Below are 23,038 nucleotides of genomic sequence, written 5' to 3' on the forward strand. Positions count from 1 at the left end.
GAGGTCACCACAGCTCGGGCTAGGGCGCCGTCGCCGAACCGGGGTCCAGGGAGGCGGTCGGCTCCCTGGACCGGCCGGCTCCGACCAGAACCTGGAGGACGACCAGCAGGCCGATCACCAGGGCCAAGGACCACCAGAACCGGCTCATCGTGACCTCGTTGCCCCAGAGCAGGACCACTCCGCCCAGCACCACCACGGCGACTCGCATCCAGGCCACGTTGGCGGCGACCCAGCGGCCCGCGCCGCCGACGGTGCCGTCCCCCACGCCGGCGGCCAGGCCGGCGCCGAGGTTCTCGAGACTCCGGCCGGTGGTCGTACGCGCGGCCGTGCCGTACCTGTTGGAGCTGGCGAACCATCCGGCGAGCACGATCACCAGACCGATCCACAGGACCACCTGCTGGCCGCGCTCGAGGTAGCTGAGCAGGGTGTCGAAGAAGATCCGGCTCGCGGGTCCGAAGTCGGTGCCGGCCAGTGCGTTGATGAACAGCTGTTCCCCGATGGACAGCACCAGCGCCAGCAGCAGGGCGTTGGCGGCCACGACCGCCCCGATCCACACCGCCATCCGCGGGCGGCGGCGGGCCAGCACCAAGGCGGCCAGGAACAGGACCCCGACGACGGGAAGGAGCCACTGGGCCACCGGGTTCGAGAACGCGTAGATCGTGCGTACCTGCCTGAGCTGGGGTGCCTCCATCAGCACGATCTGACGGTCGGTCTCGGGGATGGGTACGTTCTCGACGATGGTCAGGCCCCGGGCGACGAGTCGCTCCTTGACCCGTTCGATGACCTCGTCGACGTCGAGCACGACCTCGTCGCTCTGGAGCGACACGGCACCGGTGTCGTCGCCGTTCAGGAGCCGCTGAAGGGTCTGCTGGGCTCTGGTGTTGACCCGGACCCAGATGTCGGCGAACTCGTCGGAGGCGATGAACGCGCGGACCTCGCGCTCCACCAGACTGTTGATGGCCGCGGCGAGGGGCGCCACCAGCCGCTCCAGGCGCGGGGCGTCGTCGATCACGCCGGCGAAGACCGTGGTGAGGATCGCCTCGACGTCGACCTGTTGCTGGATCGCCGCGGTGACCCGGGTCGCGATCACGTCCTGCACCTCGGGGGACTCCACCAGGGGTCCGACGGTCTCGACGTACCGCTCGGCGTCGTTCAAGGTGCGCTGCCCCCAGTAGGCCACCGCGGCCGGCGTCATCAACACCCCCGCCAGCACCAGGCAGATCACCGCCGCGATGGAGCGGCCTCGTGAGGGTCGGTCCGCGGTGGTCACGGGGTCGTCCTCGGTGGGCTCTCGGAACTCGCGTGTGGCGGCCGCGTCGTTCGACATGGTGGTGGTCCTCTCGCCAGGTACCGTCGATCGCCCGTCAGTCGAGCTCGTCGTCGGCCAGTGCCGCGGATGCCTGCTCGATACCGACTCCGATCGCCACCACGATGCGGCTGGTCGCCGCTGCGACCCGCGACGTCCCGACGATGGGTGCGATCGCGGTGAGCACCCCGCGGACGTCGTCGACGTCGAGGCCGACCTCACCGGCGATCGCGAGGTTCAACGCGTAGGAGACGGCCGGAGCGTCGCTCGCCACGAGCGCAGCGAGTCGGACGAGGGCGATGGTCTGTACGTCGAGGCTCGACGCCTCCACGGAGTCGGTCGTCATGGTGGCGAGCAGGTCGAGGACAGGGGTGTCGGAAGCGGTCGTGTCTGACATGACACTCCTTCGGTGGTCGCGGAAGTGGCTTCGAACGAGGCCAGGTCCCAGGCTTTCCGGCGGGTGCGCCCCGGACATCACCCGGAACGGACGAACTGTGGGTGCGACGATGAGCCCGCTGCGGCGCCCGTGTCCGGTGGGCGCCGCGTACGTCGTGCTGCCCGAGCCGGTCGTTCGGTCGCCAGGTCAGCGGGTGATGTCGCGTCCGTGGGCCGTCAGCGCCCAGATGACGAAGACGTCGACCGCGATGATCAGCACCGACCAGAACGGGTAGTACGGGAGGAACGCGAAGTTGGCGAAGGCGCTCAGCCCGGCCAGGGCGACGCCGACGACGCGACCCCAGACCATGCCGTTGAGCACGGCGAAGCCCGCGAACGCCACGAGCAGTCCGAGCAGCAGGTGGATCCAGCCCCAGCTGGTGGCGTCGAGCTGGAGCAGGTACTCGGGGGTCTTGACGTAGAACTCGTTCTCGAAGAGCCCGACCAGGCCGGCAAAGGCCTGGAAGCTGCCGACCATGATCATCATCACGCCGGCGAACACGATGAAGCCGGTCGCCAAACCACTGGGCGGCGGTTCCTGCGCCTGCCAGGTGGTCCCATCCTCTTGTGGGGTCTGTTCGGTCATGACGGATCGCTCCTTGGATTGCCGCCGACCACGAGGGGTCGATATCGGGTCGGGAAGTGAACGGACGATCTCAATCTGGTCGCCGGGAGCCGTTGGCGAATCATCCTCATTGTGTGAAACCGGAGGGCCCCAGGGCTGCCACGGTGGTCGAGACTCCGTCGGTTCGAGACCCTGAGGGCGACGTCCGGGCGCGGGGTCGAGGCGGTTGTGCCTACAAGTCATCCATCAGGGGTGAGACGTCCGGCCGTTCGGATCCCTAGCGTGCACAAGGTGGACGGTGGCGAAGCGGCGCGTACGGCTGCTGGGCTCGACGACGTTCTGCTCGACGTCAAGCTCTCGGCTCCCGAACCGCCGCTGAGACTGGTGAGCAGGGCCCCTCTGATCGAGGCGGCCCGGGACCGCGGCGCACTGTCGGTCGGAATCACCGCGCCCGCCGGCTACGGCAAGACGACCCTGCTGGCGCAGTGGGCGCGGGCCGAGGACCGCCCGGTCGGCTGGGTGTCGCTGGACCGCCTCGACGACGACCCCGGCGCCCTCCTGGTGTTGCTCGCCTCGGCGTACGTGCGGGCGATACCGAGTCAGCAGAGCGTCGTCGCCGACGTGAGCGGTCTGGGCGTCTCGCCGCTGGGGCGGGCCGCACCGCGCCTGGCCGCCGCCCTGAGCCGAAGTCCGGAGCCCTTCGTGCTGATGGTGGACGACCTGCACGAGCTGCACTCGTCGGCCTGCCACGATGTGCTGAGCGTGGTCGTCTCGGGTGTCCCCGTCGGCTCGCAGCTGGTGTCGGCGAGCAGGATCGAGCAGCCGCACCTGGCTCGGCTGCGCGCCTGCGACGAGGTCCTGGACGTGCTGAGGTCCGACCTCGCGCTGGACGTGACGGGTGCCGAGCAGATCTTCGCCGCGGCGCAGGTGCCGCTCACCCGTGATCAGGCGATGGTGGTGACCGAGCGGACGGAGGGGTGGGCGGCCGGACTGCACCTGGTGGCGAAGATCGCTCGCGACACGAGGCAGGACGTGTCGACCATCTCCGGCGACGACCGGTACGTGGCCGACTACCTGTACCGAGAGTCGCTGCGTCAGCAGGACGAGGCGACGCAGCGGTTCCTGCGGCGTACCGCTGTGCTCGACCGGCTCAGCGGCCCGCTGTGCGACGCGCTCTCGGGGGACGCCGACGGTCAGGATCAGCTCCTCGCGCTCGAGGGCTCCAACTCGTTCGTGCTGCCGCTCGACCGACGGCGGGAGTGGTACCGCTATCACCCGTTGTACCGCGAGTTCCTGCTCGGGGAGCTGCGTCGGGTCGAGCCCGAGGTCGTCGCGAAGCTGCACCTGCGGGCCGCCGACTGGTTCGAGGCCAACGAGTCCGCGGCGATGGCCCTCGAGCACCTGCTGAACACGCCCGAGCGGGACCGGTGCGTCCAGATCGCGACGCAGCTGGTGCTGCCCACCTACAGCGCCGGACAGATGTCGACCGTGGAGCGTTGGCTGTCCGCGCTCGGTGACTCGGCCATCGAGCAACACCCGCCCCTGGCCGTTCTGGCCGCCTGGATGGGTGTCTTGGGCGGCGACCCGCTGGGGGCCCAACGTTGGGCCGCGGTGGCCGAGACCGCGGAGTACGACTGGGTGCCGATGGACGGCACCGCCTCGTTCGAGTCCGCGCGCGCCATGCTGCGGGCCGCCATGTGCCCGGCTGGACCCGCGGCGATGATGCGCGACGCCGACTTCGCGATGGCCCAGGAACCGCCGTGGAGCCCCTGGCGCGACACGGCCCTGGCCGGTGCCGCCGAGGCGCGGCTGCTGATGGGGGACGTCGACCGGGCCGCCGCCCTGTTCGCGGAGAGCTCCACCGTCGGAGCCGAGCTCGGCAAGACCGACACCGTCGTCAACGCCCAGGCCGAGCTCGCGGTGCTGGCGATGGAACGCGGAAGCTGGGACGAGGCGGCGGAGCGGGTGGCGCACGCCCTCGCCGTCGTCGAGGAGCACCGGATGCACGACTATGCGGTGAGCGTCCTCGCGTTCGCCGCCGCTGCCCGTCTCGGGTTGCACGACGGGAATCTCGCTGAGACGGACCGGCAGCTGACTCGGGCCATGCGTGGGCGTCTCTCCTGCACGTACGTCCTGCCGTTCCTGGCCGTGCGCAGCCGCCTCCAGCTGGCCCGGGTGTTCTGGGCACGCGGCGACCAGATGTCCGCCCGGCCCCTGTTGCGCGAGATCGACGACGTGCTGCAGCGCCGGCCGGACCTCGGAGTGCTGGTCGACCAGGTCGCGGGGCTGCGCGCCAGGATCGACTCGACAGCACGCGTCACCGCGGGAAGCTCGCCCCTGAGCCCCGCCGAGCTGCGCCTGCTGCCCTACCTCCAGACCCACCTCACGATCGGCGAGATCGGCGAGCGGCTGTTCGTCTCCCGCAACACCGTCAGCACCCAGGTCGCCTCGATCTACCGGAAGCTGGGCGTCTCCTCGCGCAGCGATGCGATCCGCCAGGTGATCTCGATCGGGCTCCTCGGCCCCTAGGGGTGCGCCCCTGGAGTCCTGCAACGTGTGCCCGGCGGGCAGGGGTCAGAAGCCCTTGTCACGGAATACGTCGGAGAGCGGGTCGGCCTCGAAGTAGGCGGTCTTGATCTTCAGCCACTCGCCGCTGAGAACCATTTCCTTCAGCACTTCGTCGATCTGTTCCTTGCGCTGGTCGCCAGAGCGGATCACGAACCCGATCGGGGCGTCGTCGACCTGGTAGACGATCGGCTCTTCCAGGGCTATGGGTGCGCTCTTGATGATCGACTGAGCGTACGGTGCGCCATGAAACATCGCGTCTGCTTCGCCTCGCTCGATCAGCTCGACGGCAGCGCCCACGGTCGGGGCCCTGACGATCTCCACGTCGTGGTACTTCTCTTCGAGGTAGGCCGCTTGGATGGCGCCGTCGACGACCGCGATCCTCTTCCCGTCGACGTCACGGCGGGTCCGGATGGTCGATCCCTCGGGCGTGAGGAAGGCAACGTACGTCGAGAAGTACGGCGCGCTGAAGTCGAACTCCCGCTCGAGCTCTGACGTCTGCGTGACCTCGGCCCCGATCATGTCGATCTTGCCCGCGCGCAGGGCTGGGAAGAGCTCGTTGAAGTCCATCGGCACGAACTCAGCCTTGACGCCCATGCCGTCGGCGACGCTGCGCGCCATCTCGTAGTCGAAGCCCCTGGTCGCGCCGTCGCTCTGGTAGTAGACGGGTTCGGTGCTCTCGACGCCGACCCGAAGGGTGCTGCTGCCGACCGCGGCGCTCGCCTTGTCGGTGGCGGATGGTGCGGGGTGCGAGAAGTGTCCGCTGAAGGCGATTGCTCCCAGGAGGACCACTGCGCCGGCGACGACCAACTTGATCTGATTCATGTGGGGTCCTGTTGCTGGGGGCGGTGGCACCTGGCTTGGCTGGCATACGGGCCCGAGCGGTGAGGCATGAGTCAGCAAACAGGACTCGACCGTCATGTGGAGCATGGCTGGACGAACACGGTGCCAACGAGTGATGAACCCCCGCTGCCGCAGCGGCCGGCTCTGTGTATTCGCCTCACGTGCTCGTGTGCGTGCAAGGCTGGGGGAGTGGCCAACCGACTCGTGTCTGCAACCTCGCCGTACCTGCTCCAGCACGCTCAGAACCCGGTCGACTGGTGGGAGTGGGCGAGCGACGCGTTCGAGGAGGCGCGGCGGCGGGACGTACCTGTCCTGCTCTCGGTCGGCTATGCCGCGTGCCACTGGTGCCACGTGATGGCGCACGAGTCGTTCGAGGACACGGCGACCGCGGCGTACATGAACGAGCACTTCGTCAACATCAAGGTCGACCGGGAGGAGCGGCCGGATGTGGATGCGGTCTACATGGCGGCGACGACGGCGATGACGGGGTCGGGCGGGTGGCCGATGACGGTGGTGCTCGACCACGACGGCAACCCGTTCTTCGCCGGCACCTACTTCCCGGACATGCCGCGCCACGGGCAGCCGGCGTTCACGCAGGTGCTGCAGGCGCTCTCGGAGGCGTGGACGCAGCGGCGCTCGGAGATCGGGGCGGTCGCTGAGAACGTACGTCAGCACCTGGCCAGCATCTCCGGGGCAGCCGGGGCAGCCGGGGCCGCGGGCAACTGGCAGGTGGACGTCGATGCCGCGGTCGAGACGCTGGCGGGGGAGTTCGACCCGATGGCGGGCGGGTTCGGGGGTGCCCCGAAGTTCCCGCCGTCGATGGTGCTGGAGTTCCTGCGACGGGCGGCCGGGGCGCTCGGGGCGGACTCCCGGGTCTCACACATGCTCTCGCGGACCGTGGCCTCGATGGCCGGCGGTGGCATCTACGACCAGATCGGCGGCGGGTTCGCGCGCTACGCCGTCGACCGCGGCTGGGTCGTCCCGCACTTCGAGAAGATGCTCTACGACAACGCGCAGCTGATCGGCCTCTACGCCCGCCTCGGCACCGAGCTCGGCGACCGGATCGCGCGGGAGAGCGCCGACTGGATGATCCGCGAGCTCGGCACCGCCGAGGGCGGGTTCGCCTCGGCGCTCGACGCCGACAGCGAGGGCGTCGAGGGGAAGTTCTACGTCTGGACCCCGGCGGAGCTCGTCGACGTCCTCGGCGCCGAGGACGGGGCCTGGGCCGCGGAGGTCTTCGAGGTGACCGAGGCCGGCACCTTCGAGGAAGGTGCCTCGACCCTGCAGCTGCGGCACCGGCCCGAGGACACCGAACGGCTGGAGTCGGTCAAGGCGCGGCTCCTGGCGGCGCGTGCGGACCGGGTGCGCCCGGCGCGCGACGACAAGGTCGTCGCGGCATGGAACGGGCTGGCGATCAGCGGGCTGGTCGATGCCGGGCTGCTGCTGGGCGAGCCGGGGTACGTCGACGCGGCGGTCGCGGCGGCCGCGCTGCTGTGGCGGGCGCATGTCTGTTCGTCAAGGTATGCAGCCGAAGGAACACATCCCGTGCGGAGTTCCACGAGGGAAGCGACGGTTGGTCTGCATACCTTGACGAACATCCACCCCGCCCGCCTCCTCCGCGTCAGCCGCGACGGCGTCGCGGGAGCCCACGCAGGCGTCCTGGAGGACTACGGCTGCGTCGCATCGGCGTTCCTGAGCCTGACCCAGGCGACCGGCGATGCCACCTGGCTCGACCGCGCGACGAGCCTGCTCGACACCGCGCTGACCCACTTCCGCGCCGAGGACGGCGGCTTCTACGACACCGCCGACGACGCGGAGGCGCTGGTCACCCGGCCCAGGGACCCGTCCGACAACGCCAGCCCGAGCGGCACCAGCGCGATGGTGCACGCGCTCGTCACCGCCCACGCGCTCACCGGGGAGGGTCGCTACCGCACGGCCGCCGAGGAGGCGCTCGCGGCCACGAGCAACCTGATGACCAAGGCGCCGCGGTTCGCCGGCTGGTCGCTGGCGGCCGCGGTGACGATGGCCGACGGGCCGCTCGAGATCGCGATCGTCGGACCCGCGGGGCCTGACCGCGACGCCCTCGAGGCCGCGGCTCGGCGCAAGCCGGGGGCGGTGGTGGTCGTCGCCGACGAGGCCCGCGACGACATCCCGCTGCTGAGCGGCCGCACTCCCGTGGACGGGAAGGCGGCGGCGTACGTCTGTCGGGGGTTCGTCTGCGAGCGCCCGGTCACCACGGCGGAGGCGATGCCCTGAGCTTGTCGAAGGACCTGGCGAAGACCCATACCTGATCAGGGGGAACTATGTGGTGATCCCCTATGTCGGCGCGCGCGCAGAAGTGTAACTTCGGTCACATGACGGTCGAGGTGTTTGCGTTCCTGGAGATGCTGGCCGGGGATGCCGCCGAGGCCGACTTCGAGAGACCGGCGCAGGCCGCGCGAGCGGCGGGGATGAGCGCCGAGGAACAGGAGCGGATCGACCACGCCAAGAGGCTCGCGCTCCAGGTCAGGGCGACCCTGGAGGCCCGCCGTCGGCGCGAGGGTGAGCTGGGGGCGCTGTTCGAGTCGGCCAACGACCTGGCGATGCTGACCAACCTGGAAGCTGTGCTGCAGGCGATCGTGACCCGGGCGAGGCAGCTGCTCAACAGCGACGTCGCCTACCTGACCCTCAACGACGAGCGCCGCGGTGAGTACATGCGGGTGACCGAGGGCATCCTGACCGCGGCCTTCCGTTCGACCCGGATCCCCTACGGCATCGGCCTCGGCGGCCTCGTCGCCCAGACGATGAAGCCCTACTCGACCGCCGACTACATCCCCGACGAGCGGTTCCGGCACGCCCCCGACATCGACGGCGCCGTCAGCGGCGAGGGTATCCGCGCGATCATCGGCGTGCCGCTCCTGCTCGGCACCCAGGTGATCGGCGTCCTCTTCGCCGCCAATCGCACCGTACGTCCCTTCGGTGACGAGGCGAGCGCGCTGCTCGTCTCCCTGGCGGCCCACGCCGCGATCGCCGTCGACAAGGCCCGGCTGCTGGAGGAGACCCGGGCCGCGGTCGCCGAGCTCGAGGTCACCACCCGCAAGCTGCAGGCGCGCAACGAGGCGGTCGAGCGTGCCGCCGACGCCCACGACCGGCTCACCCGGATCGTCGTCGAGGGTGGCGGGGTCGACGACGTCGTACGCAGCGTCGCCGAGGTCCTCGGCGCCCGGGTCGTCGTGCTGGACCTCGACGGCGAGACCATCGCCAGCAGCGCCCCTGACCAGACCGTCTCCGACTACGAGGCGGCCGTGACCAGGCGCAGCCTCGACCTGAGCCGCACCGCCGGCAGCGGTGACATCTACGCCACCCCGGTCCTCGCCGGGGCCGAGCAGCTGGGCTCGATGCTCCTCGGCCCGCGCGAGGTCGACCGCGAGGACGGGGACCTGGACGACGGCGACCAGCGGATCCTGGAGCGCGCGGCGCTGGTGACGGCGCTGCTGCTGCTCTTCCGCCGCAGCGTCGCCGAGGCCGAGGGTCGCGTGCGCGGCGAGCTCCTCGACGAGCTCCTCTCCGGCACTACCCCGGACCCGGAGACGCTGCGCGAGCGTGGTCGGCTGCTCCAGGCCGACCTGTCCAGGGACTATGCCGTCGTGGTGGCCGACGTCCCCGGCGACCGGGCCCGGGTCGGTCAGGCGGCGACGTTCGTCGCGGCGACCCACGACGGGTTCGCGGCCGTGCGGCAGGGGCAGGTCGTGCTGATCTTCCCCGACTGCGACGCCCGCGCCGCCGGCGAGCTGGTCGTCGACGGGCTGCGGCTGTCGGCGGCAGCACCGGTGACGGTCGGCGCGGCCGGCCCGGTGCCGGGGCCGCTGAGCAGCCCGGGTGCCGTGGTGCGTGGCTACGACGAGGCCCGTCGCTGCCTGGCCGCCGCGATGACCCTGGGGCGCGAGGGCCAGGTGGTCACCGCTGAGGACCTCGGCTTCGTGGGGCTGCTGCTCGGCTCCGACGGTCACCCGGCGGCGTACGTCACCTCGCGGCTGGGCCCGGTGATCGACTACGACACCGCGAAGGGGTCGAAGCTGGTGGAGACCCTGCGGGCCTACTTCGCCGCCGACCGCAACCTCACCCGCACCGCCGCGGCGCTGCACGTGCACGTCAACACCGTCACCCAGCGCCTGGAGCGGGTGACCCGGCTGCTCGGCAAGGGCTGGCAGGACCCGGAGCGCCAGCTCGAGGTGCAGCTGGCGCTCCGGCTCCACCAGCTGGTCGCCTAGACCGGACCCCCGCGCCGAGTCGGCTCATCTTGACCGAGACGTTCGCCGAGTCGGCTCATCTTGACCGAGACGTTCGCCGAGTCGGCTCGTCATGACGAGCCGACTCGGCAGGCCGTTTGGTCAGGATGAGCCGACTCGGCACTACTCCTTGTTCTTGGGCAAGCTATTGAACCGATGCGCGAGCACGACGATGTTGCTGTCGTAGCTCGACCCGTTCCAGTCGGTGCAGGTGATGATCACCAGCCGGCCGTCGCCGTGGTCCTGCCCGAAGATCCGCTGGGCCTGATCGGCCAGCTCGGTGCGGCTGAGCACCTCGACGGAGTCGACCTGGTGCTGGAAGGTCCCGTCCTTGGTGACGATGTCGACCTCCTGCCCCTTCTCGATGTGATCGAGCTTGTTGAGGCTGCCGCCACCGGTGTGCACGGTGTGCCCGGTGACCACGGTCTGACCCTGCGCCGAGCCCGGCTTGGCGCTGCCGACCCACCAGCCGATCTCGCGCGGGTTGCGCGGCGGGTCGAGCACCTCACCCTTGAGGCGGATCGGGACGACCCTCGCCTTCGTGTTCAGCCCGGGCAGCTCGAGGCGCTGCGGGGCGCCGGGCGGCACCTCCACCGCGGCGCTGCCGCTGGGCCACAACAGCCCCGCCGCCACCATTGCGACGGCGAGCACGACCAGCGCGGTCCACAGGCCGCTCGCCGCCGCGGCGAGCCGCGGCGGCGAGTCAGCTGTCGAGGTCCGGTCAGCCACGCCGCAGCATGCGGACGTACGTCGCCACACCGGCGCCGGCGGCCGCGAGGAGCAGCAGGGTGACGAGGGCGATGCGTCCGGCGCTGCCGTCGTCGTAGCTCTCCATACCGGCGGTCACGACGGTCGGAACCGAAGCCGGCGGGTTGTCCGCCTTGGGCGGGTTGTTGACGACCGTCTTCGGGGCCGGGCTGTTCGGACCACAGCTGCTCGTGCCGATGGTCACGTGGGCCAGGCTGCCCCCGACGAACGCCTCGGCCGCCGGGAGGACCTTCGCGTCGAGCGCGGTCACCGTGATCGCGCCGGGCGAGGTGTTCTGGGCATTGAGGGTGATGTCGAGGACGTTCTCCTCCAGCGGCGCGAGCTGCTCCTGGAGCGAGGTGAGCAGCGTGTTGAGCACCTGCTTCTGCAGCTGGTCGACAACGGGGTCGATCGGGCTGAGCGCACCGTCGAGTCCGTTGGTCAGCTGCGTGCGGAGGCCCTTGAGAATGGCATCGGTCACGCCGGAGAGGTCGGTGACGACCTTCTGGTTCACGGCGGGCTCGACCGGCAGGTCGACCAGGGTGACCCGGTCACCACCGGGCACGACCACGTAGACGGAGGAGTTGGCGATCGTGCTGTCGCCGCTCGCGGTGTCGTCGTCGGCGGTGCAGCTGCTCTGCACGGCGCCGAGGTCGACGTAGAGGCCGGCGCCGTCCAGCCCCTCGATCGCGGGGGCCAGGAGCTGGGTGAGGCCGGCGGTGATCTGGTCCTGGAACGGCTTCAGCGCGTCCTGGACCTGGGTGTCCATGCCCTGGAACAGATCGGACTGGATCACCCGCAGGTCGCTGAAGTCGAGGCTGGCGGCGTCGAGCGAGACGTTGCCACCGCCGCTGAGGCAGTCGCCGGACCCGGCCGCGACCAGGGTCGCGCCGTCGCCGGCGACACCCGAGCAGGCTGCCGAGGTGGCGTTGCGGTTGGCGACCGCGTCCTGGGCCAGCGTCCCGACATGGATCGCGTCCTGGCCGCCGAGCGCGGTGATCAGCGGCTCGTTGCTGCCTTCGGCGGACTCGGTGGAGCCGTCGTTGGTGACGGCATAGGTGCCGGTGTCCCTCGCTCCGGTGCCGGCGAGCTCGAGGCTCAGCGCGGTCGCGGATGCCTGCGACACCGTGGCGGCGCTCGCAGGTGCGGCTGACAAGGCAACCATGGCGGCTGCGGCCGCCACCGCTGCTCCCCGCGCGATGAGTGTTGTGCGCACGTAACTTCCTCCCTTTGACCTTCGTCACATTCAACGGGGGAGGACCCCGCACGTTACGGGCTGGGGTATCGCTTCTGAGGTGCGGAATCCTGGCGTTGCGTCAGCTGTCGCAGACCGTGCCGTCCTTGTCGCCGTCGCGGTACCACGCGTACTCGGCATCGCGGCCCTTCCGGTAGGGCCCGTAGCCCTTCGCGATCGCCTTGGCGCAGGTGTCGAAGCGGGGGTCGTCACCCGAGCCGCCCGCGGGAGCGACGCTCTGGTCCGGGTCGCTCTCGGCCGGCGCGGACTGGGCCAGCCGCACCGTGATCTCGGGGTCGTCGCAGCCTGCGGCGACGTCCTCGATCGCGGCCTTCTCCGCACGGTCGACGAAGAGACTCCAGCGGATCTTCACGGCGACCCAGTCGGCGACGTACGTGCAGTGGTAGCTCGTGGCGTCGGGCATCCAGTCGGCCGGGTCCTGGTCGCCCTTGCTGCGGTTGGTCGCGGCCGTGACGGCGATGAGGGCACGCGGGTCGCCGAGGTCGTTGGCGTACGCCTCCCGCTGCTCGTCGGTCCACGCGTCGGCGCCGGACTCCCAGCTCTCCTTGAGCGGGACCATGTGGTCGATGTCGAGGCCGCCGGGGCGCTTGAGGGTGTGACCGTCGTACGCGGAGAGCCATACGCCCTTGGTGGCCTCGCACCTGCCGCGCGCCTTCTTCGTGGACTCCTCGAGGAGCACCTCGGTGCGGGCGTCCTGGCAGTCGCCGTCGGCGTCGACCCAGTGGTTGAACTTCTCCCGCTCGTAGCCGGAGGCGACCTCCTTGGCGACGGGAAGCTTCGCGATGGCCTCGCTCAGCGGCAGGTTGACCTCCTCGCCGCTGCCGGCTCCGTATCCGGCTTGGACGGCGGTGTCGGGCGCGGAGACCTCGGCGCAGCCGGCGCAGAGGAGGACGACGGCGAGCAGGGTCGTCAGAGGGCGCAGCATGGAGTGACTCCAGAGAGAAGGGGGAAGAGCTCTGGGGAGCATCGGGGGCGGCCCAACTCTGGCGGATCCCGCGACAGGCGGCACGCAGGCGCGCCGCCCGGAACACGCCTCTTCCCGGTAAATGACCGCATCCCGGGCCGAGGCGGGGAGCCTTGGCCCGGGATGCGGGTGCTGCAGGTTCTACAAAGGTCCTACCAGGGTGTCCTGATCAGCGGATCAGGCGTGCGCGCGGCGCAGCAGGAACCACCGGGTGGCGGCAGCGGCGGCGACGAGCAGCACGAGCGCGCCGGCGGCGAACCCGCCCTTGGCGGCCGGGGACGAGAGCAGGTTGAGCTCGGCGTTGGCCGGGGCGTTGTCCGGCTTGGCCTGAACGCTGGTGTCCGGGTCGGACTTGTCGCCGGAGACGACGACGTCGACGTTCTTCTTGTCGCCGCTGGCCGCAGCCTCCTCCTCGGAGGCGGTGAGGCCGTTGGTGCCGCAGGTGCTGGTGCCGATCGCGACGTCGGCGGCGGTCGGGGCGCCGACCTTCTTCACGGCGTCGAGGACCTTGATGTCCAGGGCGGACACCTCGAGCGACTTGGCCGTCTTGTCCTGCTTGTTCAGGGTGAGCTTGACCAGGTCGGTCTCGATGCCCTTGAGCAGCACGGCGAGCTGCTCCTTGATGTGCTCGATCAGGTCGATGCGGATCGAGACGTCGAGGACGCCCGGCGCGACCTTGCTCTTCAGGCCGGACTGGAGCAGCGTGTCGACGCGGCCGAGGACAGCGTCGGTCACCGGCGAGAGGTCGGGGACGACCGTGGTGTTCTTCTTCGGGTTCGTCGGCAGGTCCGCGACCTTGATGTCACCCTTGCCGGGAACGTTGACGGTGACGGCGGCGTTCTTGAGCCTGGTCTTGCCCGTGAAGTCGCTGCCCTGCGCGAGGCAGGTGCTCTCCGCGGCGTCGAGGTTGACGCCGACCGAGAGGCCGCCGACCTTGGTGAGTACGCCGGAGACGACGGTCTGGACCAGGTCGTTGACCGGGCCGAGCTTCACGTGGACGGACTTGCTCTCGTCGTTGAGCACGTAGTCGGTGGTGGCGCCCAGCTTCTGCAAGTCGAGCTCGGCGAGGTTGACCTTGACGGCCTCGCCCGGCTTGACGCAGCTGGAGCCGTCGCCGATCGCGACCAGGGTCGCACCCTCGCCGGCCAGGGCCGAGCAGGCGCCGGAGTAGGCGGTGCCGTTCTTGAGGGCAGCGGCCGCGTCCTGGGCGAAGACGCCGACGGCGAGCAGCTGCTGCTTGCCCTTGAGGAGCGGGAGGGCCGGCTTGTTGGTGCCGGAGTTGACGGTCTTCTTGCCGTTGTAGGTGGCGGTGTAGCGGCCGGTGTCCACCTTGACCTTGTCGGACACGTTGGCGGTCAGAGCAACCGACGATGCCTTGGCCTGGGGCTTCTCCGCCGACGCAGCAGTCGCAGGGGCCGCGGTCACGGAAAGACCGATCATCGCGGTCGCCGCAACGAGGGCGGCTCCGCGGACCGAGAGTGGGGAGCGCAAGTGACTTCTCCAATGGTGTTGATAACTGTCGATGACAGGGCACGACGAGTAGAAGTCAGCCTCTGCAGCCCCCCGGTTGCTGTGACTCGCCGTGACGAAGCGGGGAGTTTAGCCACCTCGGATCGCGGGTGCATAGGTGTACGCGGCGCCCAGATGACCTGCGGATTCAGCCGTAACTTCCACGGCAACACCTCGTCCCGAGCGCCTGCTGGGAGCCGTTGTGGATCTTCGTCGTGATCGACACCCGAACGTCTGAGAGGCCTGGGCAAGTTGTGGTCCTCACGTAGTGCTCTCGGGCTCGTGAACAATGTGTTGTAGGTATCTCCACAAGTCGATCCGTTGCGGGATTGCTCACGGCTTCGGGCGGTTTTGTTAGGGTAACCTAACTAAACCTTGCCGACTTTCTGACGCTGTGTCAGTATCTTTGCCGGAACGCCGATCGCTGCCGCCCGACCTGACTGGAGCACACATGTCCGCCCTCCTTGTCGACGAGACACCCGACGCTCCGCTCTCCGCGCTGATGCGCGAGGGGTCCCGGATCCAGCACACCGCTGCCGAGAGCTCGTCCTTCATGGAGGAGCTGTTGGCCGGCCGGGTCAACGAGCAGGGGTACGCCGACTACCTGCTGCGCCTGCGCAAGGTCTACGTCGCGCTCGAGTCGGTGGGCCGGGACCTGGCCGCCACTGATCCCGTCGCCCGGGCCGTCCACGACGTCGCCCTGGAGCGTCTGGCCGCGATCGATGCCGACCTGGCCGTGTGGGCGCCCGATGTCGACGGCGATGCCGTGGAGTCGGATGCGGCCGATGCGTACGTCGCCCGGATCGAGGCCACCCGTGCCTGGGGCGGCCTCTACGCCGCCCATCACTACACGCGCTACCTCGGTGACCTCTCCGGTGGCCAGGCGATCGGCCGGCTGCTCGACCGGTTCTTCGAGCTCGACGGCGAGGGCGTGGCGTTCTACGAGTTCGCCGAGATCCCCAAGCCGAAGCCCTACAAGGACGGCTACCGCGCCCGCCTCGACGCGCTGGACCTCGACCCGGCGGAGAAGATCCGCATCGTCGAGGAGGTCCAGGTCGCCTTCGGCCTCAACCAGACCCTCTTCGAGGAGCTCGGCGCCCGCCTCGACACCTATCGAAGGTGAATTAGTGTCCCGCACCTCAACTCCGCACCGTAAGTCGCACGCTGCGCACGCACCTCGCTGCGTTGGCATCGCTCGGAAGACGCCCGGTATGCCGTCGCGATGCCGCCTTGCGATGCACGCACGCATCGCACGACTTACGGCGCGGCCTTTCGGATTGGGACACTAAGGTTCGTCCTCGTGCCCCGTATCGCCGCCGAGAACGTTCCCGAGCACCGTCGACTGGTGCGCGCACGGATCTTCACGGCGTTCGCGGAGCTGATGGCCGAGGGCAGCTACGACGCCGTCAGCATGTCGAAGCTGGCTCAGCGCGCCGACATCGGGCGCACCGCGATCTACCACCACTTCAAGGACCGGGACGCGGTGATGGTGGCGTTCGCGACGCACGAGACCTCGGAGTACGTCACGTCCCTGCAGGCCCAGCTCGCCGCGAGCGAGGATCCGGCGGAACGGCTGCGGATCTACGTACGCAATCACCTCACTCTCGGCGAGAAGTTCCACATGGGCTTCGGCCCGCAGGTCTACGGCGGGCTCCCGGAGGAGGCCCGCCAGGAGATCCGCGAGCACATCGTCGCCGTCGAGCAGGTCCTCGCCGAGATCCTCGGGCAGGGCGCCGAGCAGGGGATCTTCGTCGTCACCGACGTCGATGCCACCCTCGCCCTCGTCCATGCCGTCCTCGGCACCCGCCACCTCCCGGCCGAGCGGATCGAGGAGTTCGTCCTGCGCGCCGTCGGCGTGCAGTGATCGGGCGGTTGGGCACTTTGGTGAAAGAAGGGCTTCTTTTCAGCGATCGGGATCTCTGCTGACGCGATGCCCGCGTGCTCTAGGGCTCTGGGCCGGTAGCGACCGGTCGGGTTCCTGGTTCGGTGTCCCCCAGAATGTCGTGGGTTGTCTCGATCGGGATGTATCTGCCTGGGTAGAACGGGTTACCGTGTTGGTGCCGACGGGGCTGTCAGGGTGACTTCTGCCGTATGGCTTTCCCGGGTCGTGACGAACGGTGAAGGTTGTGGAGAGTGACACCACGATGGGTGCCATCGGTGCCGTGGCCTCGGTCTGGAACCGGGGTCGCGGTCTAACTTGCGAGCGGGAGGGCCTTGGTCGTCGGGACTCATGACACGTGGGGAAGTGCCGAATCGCTCCTGTTCGATGACGGTCGACGGCCCGGCGGCGGCTCTCCAGGGGCGTAGCGCTCGGTCGAGAGCTGATCGGCGGAGACCCATTCCGTCGACCAGTCCGTCGGCGTCGTCATCCGTACGATCTGAGCCCACCACACGTACTTGCCGAACTGATCGGCCGGCGAATGTGCCCAGGCCAGAAGGAACACCGGATCACCTTCGCTGCCCGGCGAGGGTGAGACGTGCCGCCAGCAATGCCGTGCCTCTGGACGAGCCACGATGATCGGTGGCTCGAGGCGGGGCGGCTTCGAGGGTCCTGGAGCACGGGTCATGAATCGATCATATGTTCGATTCTGTCCGAGGCGCCGTTCGGGCAGGTGCTCCGACCTACACCCGCATCTGGTCCTGGCTTTGTGTGCCCCGTGGTGAGCCCGGGTCAGAGAACAAAGAACCGGCCCTCACCTGCAAGTCCAGGTGAGGGCCGGTTTCGATGTACGCCATGTAGGACTTGAACCTACAACCCGCTGATTGATCAGGGCTACACGGCTGTCATTCGGCCGTGCGCTCGACTGCCGGTCTTGAGGGTCTGGTTGTTCATGGTTGTTCGTAGGGGATCGTGGAGCATTCATCCCCGCATTCATCCTCTGTCAGAAGGGTGGGATGTCCGTGTTCGCCGATGGCAGGGCCCAAGACGGCGGGGCGGGCAGCGCCCCCTGTGGGAGCGGCAGGTTGGTAACCGTGTACAGGTTGAGGAGGTCTTCCCTGTCCATGAACATGATCTGACTACGCCGGTTTGCATCGAGCTTGTTCCCAAGCCAGTTGCGCGCTTGCTTCGTGATCTCTCCGCCCGCGACGATGAATGCGTGATCGACGAGCACGCGCTTGTTGATCTCAGGGTCGAAGATCTCGTGCGCAAGCATCATCTGAGCTTGGGTGTAGATCTCCGCGACGTTCACATTTCCTGCCCTGGTCTGCCCCGCCGCATCGAGCTTTCCTCGCTTGGCCTGGATCCCGAAGTAAAGCACGTGCTGAGTCGGGAGCGGGTAGCGCATCCACACGTCCTTGCCATACTCGAGGGCCTTGTCCTTATGGCCCGCAGGGGTGATGCGATGGAAGCCCAGCTGACGCAAGAGAGGTAGGAGGATCTCCTCGATGAGTTGATCCTCGCTGCACTCGTTCAGGTATTCAACGAGTTGCTCTCGCCGCTTCATCTCGGCTGTCGTGAAAGGACGGTGCGGGTTCGGTGCTGGCATCGCGGTGGCGCCGGTCGCAAGATGTCGTAGGTAGCAGTGGCGATCGTCCGCGTAGAAGGCCTCGAAGCCTTCCCGTTTCAGGATCGTGTTGAGGTCCCGGATTGCGCCATCGCGCTCTGGATCGTTTTCGGTTGCATCTACTGGTGACATCAGGTGGTCGATCACCCTGCAGAACGTCTCTGACGGCTGAGCCGGGCCCGCCTGCGGGTCCTCCTCGAGGATCTTCTCCAGCATGTCAGCGACCCATCGGTGCCGGGTTGACCCGTCGTGTTCGAAGTCCAGGTCCAAATCTTGGAAGAACTCGGTGAGGAACATGCTGGAGCGATAGGGAAAGTTCACGCTCGCGTCCCTGTTTCCGCAGATCAGCTCGCCGATCTTCTCTAGACTGCGTCGTCTGAACTTCACGCGTCGAGGGTTTCAGTCGGGGTTCCATGTGACGCAACGACTGCGGCGTCTCATACCGGTTATTGGGGAACACGTCTGCCGCGCGGCCCGGCGATCCAACCTCGCGAGCGGCCGAGGGACCTAGCGCCGGACGGTCAGTCGCCGCCGCTGCTCGACGTGTTCCGGGTTGCGGTGCCGGCGGCTGGACCATGCGGGCTACGAGAGTGGTGGGCTGATGTCGGCCTTGCGTATGTGGGCCGCATCGACCCATGACTGAGTCACGTACGACGTCAGTCCGCTACCGGTCGAGTACGTCACCGCGTACATGACCCAGGCTTCCCACTTGTTCTCGCTGTCCTTCTGCCACATCAGCAAGACGCCGGGCGATGCGGAGTCCCCCCATTTGCCCGTCACGTCCACCCAGACGTGCGTCGGTATCCCCATGCGCATTCTCCAACAATAGAACGCCTGTTCGAACCATGCTACCGTGGGCTCGCTTGGTGTGGACTAGAGCGTCGGATGTACCGCGCTGACCTGGACCAACGTCAAGAAGTTGCGCGCCAGGGGCACAGATGGGGCAAGGTCGCGCAGCCGTAGTTGAATTCTTGCCCACGGGCGGTGTCGACCATGGTTCGATGTGCAGGTGCAAGATTCGACGGGCGGGCAAAGATGACACAACAGGGCTCCCATCTCTTACCTCACGGCTCTTTGCCGGTGTCTGCGATGAAGGAGGAGCTCAGCAAGGCCTACATCGGAATGATTGCCGGAGCTGCCGGTCTCACGCTGGGTAGCTGGAGCCAGGACTACGACTGTATGGACGTCACGCTGTCCTCAATCGTCGACTACTCGCCTCATCGATGCGCTCCGAAGATTGATGTCCAGTTGAAGTGCACCGGTCAGACCTCGGTGGTGCAGGACGACCACATCGCATGGTCGTTGGCTGTGCGGACGGTCGAGAAGATGTCGAAGCTCAACCGGTCGAACCCCATGTTGCTGTGCGTGCTGGTCACGGCGGCCGACTACTGGGACTGGCTGCACCATGACCAAGAAGGCTTGTTGGCCAAGAGCCACATGTACTGGCTGTGGGGGCACCAGATGCCTCCTGCGATGATGGGACAGGAGACGCAGACCGTGCACCTGCCTGACACCAACCGCGTTACGCCGGAGTCGATCCTGACGTTGATGAAGGAGGCAAGCGAGTGGCAGCCGCAGATTCTATGAGTGAGCGGTTGGCCGAGTACGCCGAGGTCCTAACCGACTCGAACGTCGCACAGTTTCTCGCGACCGAAAACTGGACGATTCAACAGGATCTCGGTTGGGAGCAGGTGTGGGCCAACGCGGAGGTTCATCACCGCGGCTCGCCCATGTATCTCCACGTTCCTCGAAACAACAGACTCGATGACTACGAGCTCAGGTTGGCCCAAGCCGTCGAAGCGATCGGTCAGGCCTACGGCTGGACCCTGCCCACAATTGCTGAGCGGGTCTCCGCGATCCGTGCGGACCTGTTCTTCGTTCGTGTCGATCAGAGTTCCAAAGACGGGACGATTCCACTACGCCAAGCCAGTGAAATCCTTGAAAGCATCGACTCGATGGTGCGTTCGGCAGCGTTGACGGCTCACAACCCCAGGGCAACGGGCAAAGGACGGCTGCCCGAGTACGTACGAGATTTCCTCGCCGAGGACGTACGGATGGGCCACACCAAGCGAGGCAGTTTCATCATCACAGTGGCGGCACGACTCGACACAGACGCGTTATCAGTGGTCTCGAGTTCGCCGAATGATGGAACCACGACAGTCGTCGAGCGACCTTTCGATGAGGCACCTGGCGATGAGTCACCTGTCGAAGATCTGACGGAGAACTACACCCGGCGAGTGATGACTACCCTGTCGCGAAGCTTAGAAGTCACGCAGCGATATGTTGCCGCAGACGGCTCACCTGATGACCTCGACGCCGCGGTCGCGCTTGGGATGCGACTGCCACTGATCAAGGCGCTGCGCACGGCCGGGGCAGGCGAGGGGGTTCGGGCCCTAGATCTGTCCTTCGAGTGGTCAACGCTTGAGCCGATGCGAGCCGATGTCCCCAACAGGGTCCGCATCGATCGTGAAGCCATCACCTCCCTGGAACAAGTCGAGCGCCAACTGGCCACGCGTGATGAAGATCCGAGGCAAGAAACGATCGTGGGCGCTGTCGTGGAACTCAAGCGCGCAGTCGATCCCAGTACCAGCGCCGTTGACTATGAGGGCGAGGTCGTGATCCAGGGCGAGGTCGACGGCAAGCTGCGAAGAGTCACGGTCCCACTGCAGGGCGAAGACTACGACTGGGCGATCCAGGCCCACCGTCGCCATATCCCATTCACAGTCACTGGTCGACTCGAAAAGGTCCGCCGGAGCTGGCGACTCGGCGGCCATGTTCAAGCCGATACTTCGTTCCTTGAGTACGCGGCCAGATCGGCCCCAGTAGCGCCAGCGCCACTCGACATGGGTCGCGAACTGCAGCAGCCCGACGAGTAGACGCGGACGAACCACCAGGCTCGGTCAGGCGCGGACCTTCGTGTCGATCATGCTCGCCAGGCTAGGAGGCCGTGGAATGAACGAGGATCTTCAGATCCGGCTAGAGAGCATCGTCCAGAGCGCCCGCGAGTGGTCGGAGGCTAAGGCTGTCCTAGAGACACTCGCCGCCAATGAGTGGGAGGCCGGCGACCTGCCTGACGCCGAGAACCGGCTTCACGAGCAGCTAGTGCACGATGTGCTCAGGTTTGCTGACGACTTCCGGGCGGGAGAGTCGCTTGAAGGCTGAGGAGGCCCTGCGTGGGTGACTTGGCGATGTCGTGGGGAGGCGTATCTGCAATCGCATCCGTGTCCGCGATCCTGGTGACTCTCGCGACTACGTTCCTGCTGCGCTACCTGGATCGATCTGATGCGGACTGGGTGGCGACAGACGTCACTGGATGGTGGAACCATCCTTCGCCGCCGGCGGCCCGCACACAGTTTGTGAACGTCGGAGACGCCACCGCGTACCAGTTGAGGGTCGTGGGGACCGGATGCATTGCGACTGTCATCGAGGGAGCCCCAGACCTAAAGGGTCGAAACATGATCCCGACAGTGCGGCCCGGCGGCCAGTTCAGGATAGAGGCGGAATGTGATCCCGAACTCTGGGATCAGGCACTCATCACGATCACGTGGATTGCCTCGCCCACCCGGCGGCGCGTGGCCTCTCGACGAGCTCGCACGATGCGCCTTCGAGACCTGTCCGAACGGCCCGGCTATAGGGGGTTCCTCGAACGATCAGCAGAATCCGGGAGCATCCAACGGATACAAGTGCCACCGAACGACTGGCGCATGCCGAAAGGTTGGGAGCCGCAGCGACGGCTCTCGTTGCGTGGTCCGCAGTGGTGGGTTCGCTGGAGTGTGACGTGGGCTCTTCGGCGCGGGGCCCGGTGAAACGTCACCAGCGGCACTGCGTTATATCAGCCATCCGAACGTGCATCGGTTGCTCCGTCGCAAGCGCGCACCCACGTGGACGTAGTCGTCAGGTGGGTGCGCTTGTGGATCGGGCCCATAGGCTCGCATACGCTGCCTTGTCCGGCGAGAGGTCCTCACAGCGACAAGTGAGCTGCGACGTGCACATCGATTTCCCGGTGCGGAACGAAAAGCTCACGTAGAATCACGCGACATGGACCCTAGTCGCGATTCGGATGCTGAACGCCTGCAATCAGCTTCCCTCGCGACCGTCGCGGCCTTGATGGAGGCTCAGCAGCGGATCATTCGCCGAGACATGATCCGCCTGTGGGTGGCTAGCTCCGTCGCCGTCATTGCAATACTGATCGGACTTGCGTTGGTTTTCGAATTACACCTTTCAGTAGATAGCGGTAGCGCAGTGAGCATGGCAGGTGCGGTCTCCGCTCTTGCTGGAGTTTCTTTGGGTGCTATTACTGGGGGCAGTGCCGCATTGCTTTCTCGGCGTCAGAGGAGAGAAGCCCAAGCGGCGACAGAGCAGGTTCTGAGACTTCTTGAGCAGAGGACTGACCAGCGGCCGGGGCGGGATACCGATGAGGCGGCCACCGACGCTGACGAGTGGGATGCTCGACGGCTGGCAGTACTCGCAGCGTTGGCGGCGCTTAGTTCCGCCGCCAAGAGTTCAGCTGATGACAGCCTAAGTGAGCGTGCACGGTGACTGAGGAAAGTTCCAGGCGGATGCTACCTCGCGCTGCTGCACCAAAGGCCAGAGTCGTAGGCACTTACCGGCCGGGGTCGAACAAGTCAGATGATGGCCACAAAGGGGAGAAGGCGCCGGTGACCGACCATCCACTCCCCGGTTCTGGAGCGGTGCCGCCGCATTTCACACAGCAAGCTGGCGCCCTCTTCGAAGAGAAGGCCGCGGCCTACGTTCTGAACCTTTCCGAGTTGAGCCAAAAGGCGGCAAAGCGGACCCATGATGAAATGGTGACTAAGCGACACGTTGAGGACGCCGCCCGATTTCTCGGTACCACCCCGACCCAAAACCTCAAGGATATTCTGGTTAAGGTCTTCGGCGTCGTAGGTGCAACACTATTCGGTAGTGGAATATCTCAGCTACTGAGCATGGCAAGTGCTAACGAATACACAAAAGACGGCGTTTGGGGCTCGATGGCGCTTATTGTGATCGGGGTCCTCACCGCGGCTTATCACATCTTGAACAACTGATATGATCGACGAGCCTAAGTGAGCGAC

At 67.4% G+C, this 23,038-nt stretch carries 18 protein-coding genes; 9 read left to right on the top strand and 9 right to left on the bottom strand.

The genetic code is table 11. The annotated features are described in order from the left end of the window. Window positions 1–19: 19 nt before the first annotated feature. The 3 genes from ABZ796_RS10665 to ABZ796_RS10675 all read right to left on the bottom strand — a co-directional run bounded on the left by ABZ796_RS10665 (window position 20) and on the right by ABZ796_RS10675 (window position 2,327). Complete coding sequence (locus ABZ796_RS10665) at window positions 20–1,327, bottom strand: hypothetical protein (RefSeq protein WP_357336773.1); 1,308 nt, start codon at window positions 1,325–1,327, stop codon at window positions 20–22. A gap of 37 nt (window positions 1,328–1,364) precedes the next feature. Continuing rightward, window positions 1,365–1,703 (bottom strand): carboxymuconolactone decarboxylase family protein, encoded by a 339-nt coding sequence (locus ABZ796_RS10670; protein ID WP_357336775.1) that lies wholly within the window; start codon window positions 1,701–1,703, stop codon window positions 1,365–1,367. 186 nt (window positions 1,704–1,889) lie between these two features. Further along, window positions 1,890–2,327, bottom strand: a complete 438-nt coding sequence (locus ABZ796_RS10675; protein WP_357336776.1) for a hypothetical protein — start codon at window positions 2,325–2,327, stop codon at window positions 1,890–1,892. A gap of 270 nt (window positions 2,328–2,597) precedes the next feature. On the opposite strand from ABZ796_RS10675, the gene ABZ796_RS10680 reads away from it, so the two are divergent. After that, window positions 2,598–4,835, top strand: a complete 2,238-nt coding sequence (locus ABZ796_RS10680) for a LuxR C-terminal-related transcriptional regulator (protein WP_357336778.1) — start codon at window positions 2,598–2,600, stop codon at window positions 4,833–4,835. Between the two features lie 45 nt (window positions 4,836–4,880). Here the strand turns inward: ABZ796_RS10680 and ABZ796_RS10685 are convergent, their stop codons facing one another. Then, a complete protein-coding gene (locus tag ABZ796_RS10685; RefSeq protein WP_357336780.1) occupies window positions 4,881–5,696 on the bottom strand; it encodes an ABC transporter substrate-binding protein in 816 nt (271 codons plus the stop codon). A gap of 222 nt (window positions 5,697–5,918) precedes the next feature. Between ABZ796_RS10685 and ABZ796_RS10690 the strand changes: the two genes are divergently transcribed. After that, window positions 5,919–7,970 (top strand): thioredoxin domain-containing protein, encoded by a 2,052-nt coding sequence (locus tag ABZ796_RS10690; RefSeq protein ID WP_357336782.1) that lies wholly within the window; start codon window positions 5,919–5,921, stop codon window positions 7,968–7,970. Window positions 7,971–8,068: 98 nt separating this feature from the next. Further along, window positions 8,069–9,964: a GAF domain-containing protein gene (locus ABZ796_RS10695; RefSeq protein ID WP_357336784.1), complete on the top strand. Its 1,896-nt coding sequence runs from the start codon at window positions 8,069–8,071 to the stop codon at window positions 9,962–9,964. A 141-nt stretch (window positions 9,965–10,105) separates the two neighbouring features. Here the strand turns inward: ABZ796_RS10695 and ABZ796_RS10700 are convergent, their stop codons facing one another. From ABZ796_RS10700 to ABZ796_RS10715, 4 genes are all read right to left on the bottom strand, one after another. Next, the gene (locus tag ABZ796_RS10700) at window positions 10,106–10,711 is read right to left on the bottom strand and encodes a class F sortase (RefSeq protein WP_357336786.1); all 606 of its coding nucleotides are present in this window, start codon (window positions 10,709–10,711) and stop codon (window positions 10,106–10,108) included. Next, window positions 10,704–11,945, bottom strand: coding sequence for a hypothetical protein (locus ABZ796_RS10705; protein ID WP_357336787.1), 1,242 nt, complete (start codon window positions 11,943–11,945; stop codon window positions 10,704–10,706). The genes ABZ796_RS10700 and ABZ796_RS10705 overlap by 8 nt, the downstream gene beginning before the upstream one ends. 100 nt (window positions 11,946–12,045) lie before the next feature. After that, complete coding sequence (locus ABZ796_RS10710) at window positions 12,046–12,909, bottom strand: DUF1524 domain-containing protein (protein WP_357336789.1); 864 nt, start codon at window positions 12,907–12,909, stop codon at window positions 12,046–12,048. Window positions 12,910–13,125: 216 nt separating this feature from the next. Continuing rightward, a complete protein-coding gene (locus tag ABZ796_RS10715) occupies window positions 13,126–14,439 on the bottom strand; it encodes a hypothetical protein (RefSeq protein WP_357336791.1) in 1,314 nt (437 codons plus the stop codon). A 469-nt stretch (window positions 14,440–14,908) separates the two neighbouring features. On the opposite strand from ABZ796_RS10715, the gene ABZ796_RS10720 reads away from it, so the two are divergent. Both ABZ796_RS10720 and ABZ796_RS10725 read left to right on the top strand, forming a co-directional pair. After that, window positions 14,909–15,580, top strand: coding sequence for a biliverdin-producing heme oxygenase (locus ABZ796_RS10720; RefSeq protein ID WP_357336792.1), 672 nt, complete (start codon window positions 14,909–14,911; stop codon window positions 15,578–15,580). A gap of 177 nt (window positions 15,581–15,757) precedes the next feature. After that, complete coding sequence (locus ABZ796_RS10725) at window positions 15,758–16,321, top strand: TetR/AcrR family transcriptional regulator (RefSeq protein ID WP_357336793.1); 564 nt, start codon at window positions 15,758–15,760, stop codon at window positions 16,319–16,321. A gap of 1,018 nt (window positions 16,322–17,339) precedes the next feature. Here the strand turns inward: ABZ796_RS10725 and ABZ796_RS10730 are convergent. Beyond that, the gene (locus tag ABZ796_RS10730; protein ID WP_357336794.1) at window positions 17,340–18,350 is read right to left on the bottom strand and encodes a hypothetical protein; all 1,011 of its coding nucleotides are present in this window, start codon (window positions 18,348–18,350) and stop codon (window positions 17,340–17,342) included. Window positions 18,351–19,052: 702 nt separating this feature from the next. Between ABZ796_RS10730 and ABZ796_RS10735 the strand changes: the two genes are divergently transcribed. From ABZ796_RS10735 to ABZ796_RS10750, 4 genes are all read left to right on the top strand, one after another. Further along, window positions 19,053–19,550: a DUF4365 domain-containing protein gene (locus ABZ796_RS10735; RefSeq protein WP_357336795.1), complete on the top strand. Its 498-nt coding sequence runs from the start codon at window positions 19,053–19,055 to the stop codon at window positions 19,548–19,550. Continuing rightward, window positions 19,529–20,839, top strand: coding sequence for a hypothetical protein (locus ABZ796_RS10740; protein ID WP_357336796.1), 1,311 nt, complete (start codon window positions 19,529–19,531; stop codon window positions 20,837–20,839). The genes ABZ796_RS10735 and ABZ796_RS10740 overlap by 22 nt, the downstream gene beginning before the upstream one ends. A 76-nt stretch (window positions 20,840–20,915) precedes the next feature. Beyond that, complete coding sequence (locus tag ABZ796_RS10745; RefSeq protein WP_357336798.1) at window positions 20,916–21,125, top strand: hypothetical protein; 210 nt, start codon at window positions 20,916–20,918, stop codon at window positions 21,123–21,125. Between the two features lie 1,496 nt (window positions 21,126–22,621). Further along, window positions 22,622–23,011: a hypothetical protein gene (locus ABZ796_RS10750; protein WP_357336799.1), complete on the top strand. Its 390-nt coding sequence runs from the start codon at window positions 22,622–22,624 to the stop codon at window positions 23,009–23,011. Window positions 23,012–23,038: the final 27 nt, after the last annotated feature.

This window comes from Nocardioides sp. NPDC047086, from assembly GCF_040643685.1.
Taxonomy (GTDB): Bacteria; Actinomycetota; Actinomycetes; order Propionibacteriales; family Nocardioidaceae; genus Nocardioides.